At 67.8% G+C, this 6,583-nt stretch carries 7 protein-coding genes and 1 tRNA gene; all 8 read left to right on the forward strand.

What is annotated here, in order from left to right:
* Nucleotides 1–1,176 (forward strand): elongation factor Tu (gene tuf / locus ACLJK8_RS21565; RefSeq protein ID WP_413152484.1); only part of this gene is annotated, 1,176 nt, incomplete at its 5' end.
* Between the two features lie 196 nt (nucleotides 1,177–1,372).
* Nucleotides 1,373–2,188 (forward strand): metallophosphoesterase, encoded by an 816-nt coding sequence (locus ACLJK8_RS21570; protein ID WP_413152485.1) that lies wholly within the window; start codon nucleotides 1,373–1,375, stop codon nucleotides 2,186–2,188.
* A gap of 161 nt (nucleotides 2,189–2,349) precedes the next feature.
* Entirely contained in the window at nucleotides 2,350–4,143 is a 1,794-nt protein-coding gene (locus tag ACLJK8_RS21575; protein WP_413152486.1) for a hypothetical protein, read from the forward strand.
* A gap of 77 nt (nucleotides 4,144–4,220) precedes the next feature.
* Nucleotides 4,221–4,296, forward strand: a tRNA-Trp gene (locus ACLJK8_RS21580).
* Nucleotides 4,297–4,324: 28 nt separating this feature from the next.
* Complete coding sequence (secE, locus tag ACLJK8_RS21585; RefSeq protein ID WP_413152488.1) at nucleotides 4,325–4,522, forward strand: preprotein translocase subunit SecE; 198 nt, start codon at nucleotides 4,325–4,327, stop codon at nucleotides 4,520–4,522.
* Between the two features lie 168 nt (nucleotides 4,523–4,690).
* A complete protein-coding gene (nusG, locus tag ACLJK8_RS21590; protein WP_413152493.1) occupies nucleotides 4,691–5,224 on the forward strand; it encodes a transcription termination/antitermination protein NusG in 534 nt (177 codons plus the stop codon).
* Nucleotides 5,225–5,403: 179 nt separating this feature from the next.
* A complete protein-coding gene (gene rplK, locus ACLJK8_RS21595) occupies nucleotides 5,404–5,832 on the forward strand; it encodes a 50S ribosomal protein L11 (protein ID WP_413152490.1) in 429 nt (142 codons plus the stop codon).
* Between the two features lie 3 nt (nucleotides 5,833–5,835).
* Complete coding sequence (gene rplA / locus ACLJK8_RS21600; protein ID WP_413152492.1) at nucleotides 5,836–6,534, forward strand: 50S ribosomal protein L1; 699 nt, start codon at nucleotides 5,836–5,838, stop codon at nucleotides 6,532–6,534.
* The last annotated feature ends 49 nt before the right edge of the window (nucleotides 6,535–6,583 follow it).

Raw genomic sequence — 6,583 nt, forward strand, 5'->3', positions numbered from 1 at the left:
ATGGCGAAGGCAAAGTTTGAGCGGACGAAGCCGCATGTGAACGTTGGCACGATCGGCCACGTTGACCACGGGAAGACGTCGCTGACGGCTGCGATCACGAAGTTCTTCGGCGAGTTCAAGGCGTACGACCAGATCGACGCGGCGCCGGAGGAGAAGGCGCGCGGCATCACGATCTCGACGGCGCATGTGGAATACGAGACGGATGCGCGTCACTACGCGCATGTCGACTGCCCGGGCCACGCCGACTACGTGAAGAACATGATCACCGGCGCGGCGCAGATGGACGGCGCGATCCTCGTGGTGTCGGCGGCCGACGGCCCGATGCCGCAGACGCGCGAGCACATCCTGCTCGCCCGCCAGGTCGGCGTTCCGGCGCTGGTGGTGTTCCTCAACAAGGTCGACCAGGTCGACGACGCGGAGCTGCTGGAGCTCGTGGAGATGGAAGTGCGTGAGCTTCTGTCGTCCTACGACTTCCCGGGCGACGACATCCCGATCATCACCGGCTCGGCGCTCGCCGCGCTCGAGGACTCCAACAAGGAGATCGGCGAGGACGCGGTCCGCAAGCTGATGGCGGCGGTCGACGAATACATCCCGACGCCGGAGCGCCCGGTGGACCAGCCGTTCCTGATGCCGGTCGAGGACGTGTTCTCGATCTCGGGCCGGGGCACGGTCGCGACCGGCCGCGTGGAGCGCGGCATCGTGAAGGTCGGCGAGGAGATCGAGATCGTCGGCATCCGTCCGTCGAAGAAGACGACCTGCACCGGCGTCGAGATGTTCCGCAAGCTCTTGGACCAGGGCCAGGCGGGTGACAACGTCGGCCTGCTGCTGCGCGGCATCGACCGCGAGGGCATCGAGCGGGGCCAGGTTCTCTGCAAGCCGGGCTCGGTGAAGCCGCACACCAAGTTCGAGGCCGAGGCCTATATCCTGACCAAGGACGAGGGCGGTCGCCACACGCCGTTCTTCGCGAACTACCGGCCGCAGTTCTACTTCCGCACCACGGATGTGACCGGCACGGTCTCGCTGCCGGCGGGCACCGAGATGGTGATGCCGGGCGACAACCTGAAGTTCGAGGTCGAACTGATCTCGCCGATCGCCATGGAAGAGAAGCTCCGCTTCGCCATCCGCGAAGGCGGCCGCACCGTCGGCGCCGGCGTCGTCTCGAAAATCATCGAGTAACGACCCGCCTGTCGGACACTTCGAAACGCGGACGCCCCGGCGTCCGCGTTTTTTCTTGCCGGATCAACGCCCGCCCGGCCGTCGAGCATGCCATCAACCATACCGCCAATCAACGCGCGCGGGTACTGGACAGCCACGCTTCCGTTGCGCGAGATGGCAACGGGGAGTCCAGTTTTCCCGGGAAGGCGGCGCTTCGATGACAGATCTCACCGACGGCCAGCGGATCTATGCGATCGGCGATATTCATGGCCATCTCGAAATGCTCGACGAGATGGTGGCGCGCATCCGCGCCGATCTCGCGGCGCGGCCGCATCCCGCGCCCCTCATCATATTTCTTGGCGACTACTGCGACCGGGGGCCGAACAGCCGGGGCGTCTACCGGCGGCTGATCGAGCTCAAGGGTTCGGGCGGGCCGTTCCGCTTTCTGCTCGGCAACCACGATTCCTACATACCGGCGTATCTCCGCGATCCCGACTGGTATGATCGCACCTATCACTGGCTGCACCACAAGATGGGGGGCGACACGACGCTCGCCTCCTATGGCGTGGCAGGCGCGAGCGAGATCGATCCCGCCGCGACACGCTCGGCCTTCGCCCGGGCCCTGCCGGCGGCGCATCTCGGTTTCATCGAATCCTGCGAGCTCTGGCTCCGGATCGGCGGCTATGTCTTCGCCCATGCCGGCATCCGCCCCGGCGTGCCGATGGAGAAGCAGACCCGGGACGACCTGATCTGGATCAGGCAGGGATTTCTCGACTACCGCAAGAGCTTCGGCTTCAAGGTCGTGCACGGGCATACGATCGTCCCGGTCGTCGAGCATCACCCGAACCGGATCGCGGTCGACACCGGCGCATTTCGGACCGGACTGCTGTCCTGCGTCGTCCTGGAGGGCGAAAGCGTAGCGCTGCTGGAACCCGGCGGGCCCAGGGACTGGCCGGTCGGCTCCGGCCTCCCCGCCCCTTCCGGCCTCGGCGCGCTCGGTTCCACCCTCCGCGGGCTCTGGTCCGCGCGCTAGGCCAGGCGCGCCGCGCGGCCGGAAGATCGCACGCATAGGGAGATCATCTCCCAAACCGCCTTGACGCGAGCGCACAGGCGCGTCTAGCGTGCGGCAAGAAGTCGCCGCACATTTGGATGGCGCGCATTTTCAAATACCAATGAGGGCGGGGAGGGCAATTCATGTGCCCGCATTCAGTATCCGGTTCGGCATTTTCGAAAGAAGACAGTCCAGTAGAAGAAGACGGCCCAGTCAACGTATCCGGTCTCATTTCCGTCGATCTTCCGGCGCTGGCTAGCGACACGATCACCGGTCGGGCCGCCTCCGATCCGGCGTCGAGGCGCGACGACGCGGGCGCGCCCCGGCCCGGTGCCGGGCACCGGCTGCTCTACCGCTTCGGCTTCGTCGCGCTCGACCGCGACGCATATCCGCTCAAGGCGAAAGCCCACGCCACCCCGCGCGACCTCGGCTGGGTCGCGCGCCGGATGGGGCCCGTGATGCTCTGGACCCAACCGGAGGCGCCCCTCCGCGTCAGCCGGGCCGGGGAGACCCGCTTCGTGGTCATCGGCGACGCCGTGCCCGAGACGGATGCCGCAGCTGGAGACCCCTTCGCGCCGGAGCGCCTCGCGCAGGTCCTCGCGGGCGGCGACGCCGCGCTCCTCGACTTCCTCGACACCTTCGCCGGCCGTTTCGCGCTCCTCGTGGTCGAGCCCGGACGGGTCCGCGTCTTCCACGACCCACTCGGCAGCCGGGCCGTCTTCTACCACGGCGCGGGGCCCTTCGCCGTGGCCTCGCACGCGGACCTGCTCGCGCGCTGCGTCGGCGCGCCACCCGACGCCGCCGTGGCCGCCCTGCTCCGCCACCCGGAGTTCCACCGGCGCAAGACCAAGTCGTTGCCGGGCGATCTGACCCGCGCGTCGGGCGTCTACGCGCTGACCCCGAACAACTGCTTCGACTCCGCGACAGGCAGGACCGTCCGGTACTGGCCCCGCGAACCCAACCGCCCCGGCTCCCTCGAGGCGTTCCACGACCGGCTCGGCCAGTCGCTCGCGGCGCTCGGCCGGTACGTCTCCGGCCGGTACGTCTCCGGCCGCTACGCGCCGGTCGTCGGCGCCACGGCGGGCGCGGACACGCGGGTGGTGATCGCGGCCTTCATGCACCTCGGCGTGCCCTTCGAGACCGCGACCTGGACCACCGACGCGCTCTCCGAGCGCGAGCGCGGGATCATCCGCGCGCTCGTCGCCTGCACCGGCGTCCCGCATCTCGACACCCGGCCAACCTCGGGGCGCAAGGGTCTGCGCGAGATCATCTGGACCAACAGCGGCCAATACCGCCGCGCCTATCCCGCGACCTTCGAAATGCGCGCCGCCTACGCCGACCGGCCGGACATGGTCTTCCTGCGCGGGCACGGCGCCGAGGTGATGCGCGGGTTCTTCAATCTCTGGCTCACGCGCATGAAGACTGCCACCCCCGCGGAACTGGCCCGGCTTTTCTGGGCGCCGAAGAAGGACCGCGCGCCGCGCGAGGTGGAGGAGATGTTCGCGGACTTCATGCGACGCGCCCATTACGACACGCTCGCCGACAAGGGCTTCGACCCGAACGACATCTTCTACTGGGAGCACCGGCTGGGGATGTGGAGCGCCGGGCTCAACAACGAGTTCGACGTGGCCGGTCGGTCCCTGATCGCCTTCAACAGCCGTCCCCTCTTCGAGGCCTCGCTCGCCCTGCCGCCGGAAGTCCGGCTGACCAATCAGCTCTTCCTCGCCGCGACCAGGCGATTCGAGCCGCGCCTCGCCGACCTGCCGCTCGAGAAGATGGTCGAGGCGCCGGAGGCGCGCGCGGCGTCCAGGCCGCGCACCTTAACGACCGCGCTCGCCAAGGCGGCGCGTCGGGGTCGCGGCCGGTTCGCCCGGCTGCGGCGGCGCCTGCGCGCGCTCGCCGGAACCCCGGGACCGAAGCGCCGCCCGCGCGGCTGACGGCGCCGGGCGCGCGCTTCGAAACCCCTTGCGGAGCCCGCGCGATCCACCTATGAGAAGCCCCGCATGCCGGCCCTAGGGGTGTAGCTCAGTTGGTAGAGCATCGGTCTCCAAAACCGAGGGTCGTAGGTTCGAGTCCTATCGCCCCTGCCAGCATGCCAAGGATATCGGAGAGACGCGCATGGCCCGGACGAATCCTCTGCAGTTCATCCAGCAGGTGCGCGCCGAGACCGCGAAGATCACCTGGCCGACGCGGCGCGAGACCATGCTCACCACGGTGATGGTGATGATCATGGCCGGTCTCTTCGCGGCGTTCTTCTTCCTGGTCGATCTGATCATCCGTTTCGGGCTCGAGACGGTTCTGCAGATGGCCTCTTGAACTGAGCGCCCGCGGCGGGTATGCGGGCGCCCTCTCGGACAGGCGGGGCGCGCGCGTCGATTCGGTCGTGCGCGGTTTTCGTTTTTTCCGGGGATGTCCGAAGGGTCCGATGCCCGGCGGACGAGTTGCGAGCGGCCCGGCCGCTCCTGATTTGAGGTGACGGACGACATGGCGCAGCGCTGGTATTCGGTGAGCGTGCTCTCGAATTTCGAAAAGAAGGTCGCCGAGGCGATCCGCGAAGCCGTGGAGCAGCAGGGGCTCGGCGAGGAGATCACCGAGGTCATGGTGCCGACCGAGGAAGTGATCGAGATCCGCCGCGGCAAGAAGGTGCAGACCGAGAAGCGCTTCATGCCGGGCTATGTGCTCGCCCGGATGGAGTTGAACGACCGCACCTATCATCTCGTCAATTCGATCAACCGCGTGACCGGCTTCCTCGGACCGCAGGGCAAGCCCTCGCCAATGAAAGACGAGGAGGTGGCGCGGATCCTGAACCAGGTCGTCGAGGGCCAGGAACGGCCGCGGTCGATCATCACCTTCCAGACCGGCGAGCAGGTCAACGTGACCGACGGTCCGTTCGAGGGCTTCTCCGGTCTCGTCGAGGAGGTCGATCAGTCGAACAACCGGCTCAAGGTGTCGGTCTCGATCTTCGGCCGCGCCACGCCGGTCGAGCTTGAATTCACGCAGGTCTCCAAGGCTTCGTGATCCGGGAGCACGATCCGGAAAGGCCACCTTTCCGGTCCGATCGTGCCCCAGGCGAGAGTGGCCCGAAATCCGATGGTTTCGGGCGGCAGGTGGGAGGCGAGGCCGGCGCGCCGGACGGACCGCACCACCCCATGTAACGCCCGAGGGTCGCGACCCGGAGGCATGGAAAGGAGGCCATCATGGCCAAGAAAGTCGCAGGCAGCCTGAAGCTGCAGGTGCCCGCCGGCAAGGCGAACCCGTCGCCGCCCGTCGGCCCGGCGCTCGGTCAGCGCGGCATCAACATCATGGAATTCTGCAAGGCGTTCAACGCGCGCACGCAGGAGATGGAAGTCGGCGTCCCGACCCCCGTGATCATCACCTATTACACCGACAAGTCCTTCACGATGGAGATCAAGACGGCGCCGGCGTCGTACTATCTCAAGAAGGCGGCGGGTCTGAAGTCGGCCTCGAAGACGCCCGGCAAGGCGACCGCCGGCACGGTCACGCTGGCGCAGCTGCGCGAGATCGCCGAGGCCAAGATGAAGGACCTGAACGCGAACGACGTCGAGTCCGCGATGAACATCATCGCCGGGTCGGCCCGTTCGATGGGTATCGAGGTGAAGGGTTAAGCCATGGCGAAGATTGCAAAGCGCACCAGGGCCGCCCGTGAAGCTTTCGCCGGCAAGGAGAACCTGCCGGTCTCCGAGGCCGTCGCGCTCGTCAAGGCGAATGCCACCGCGAAGTTCGACGAGACGCTCGAGATCGCGATGAACCTCGGCGTCGATCCGCGCCACGCCGACCAGATGGTCCGGGGCGTCGTGAACCTGCCGAACGGCACCGGCAAGACCGTCCGCGTCGCCGTCTTCGCCCGCGGTGCGAAGGCCGACGAGGCCAGGGAAGCCGGAGCCGATATCGTCGGCGCCGAGGACCTGATGGAGACGATCCAGGGCGGCACGATCGAATTCGACCGCTGCGTCGCCACGCCCGACATGATGCCGATCGTCGGCCGTCTCGGGAAGATCCTCGGGCCGCGCAACCTGATGCCGAACCCGAAGGTCGGCACGGTGACGATGGATGTCGCGACCGCGGTCAAGAACGCCAAGGGCGGCGAGGTGCAATTCCGCGTCGAGAAGGCGGGCGTGATCCACGGCGGCGTCGGCAAGGCCAGCTTCGGCGAGGCAGAGCTCGTCGAGAACGTGAAGGCCTTCGTGGCGGCGGTGAACCGGGCGAAGCCCACGGGCGCCAAGGGCACCTATCTGAAGCGGATCTCGCTCTCCTCGACCATGGGGCCGGGCGTCAGCGTCGACATCGCGACCGCGGTCGCCGAATAAGGAATCTCCGTCGGGGGCGACCCCGGCGGGATCAGGGCGGCCGACCTCC

It is taken from the genome of Amaricoccus sp. W119, assembly GCF_047275745.1.
Classification (GTDB): domain Bacteria; phylum Pseudomonadota; class Alphaproteobacteria; order Rhodobacterales; family Rhodobacteraceae; genus Amaricoccus.

Excerpts from the sequence above, each read along its gene's own strand:
- ACLJK8_RS21570 (WP_413152485.1), top strand. The coding sequence starts at position 1,373 with ATGACAGATCTCACCGACGGCCAGCGGATCTATGCGATCGGCGATATT.
- ACLJK8_RS21575 (WP_413152486.1), top strand. The coding sequence starts at position 2,350 with ATGTGCCCGCATTCAGTATCCGGTTCGGCATTTTCGAAAGAAGACAGT.
- secE (WP_413152488.1), top strand. The coding sequence starts at position 4,325 with ATGGCCCGGACGAATCCTCTGCAGTTCATCCAGCAGGTGCGCGCCGAG.
- nusG (WP_413152493.1), top strand. The coding sequence starts at position 4,691 with ATGGCGCAGCGCTGGTATTCGGTGAGCGTGCTCTCGAATTTCGAAAAG.
- rplK (WP_413152490.1), top strand. The coding sequence starts at position 5,404 with ATGGCCAAGAAAGTCGCAGGCAGCCTGAAGCTGCAGGTGCCCGCCGGC.
- rplA (WP_413152492.1), top strand. The coding sequence starts at position 5,836 with ATGGCGAAGATTGCAAAGCGCACCAGGGCCGCCCGTGAAGCTTTCGCC.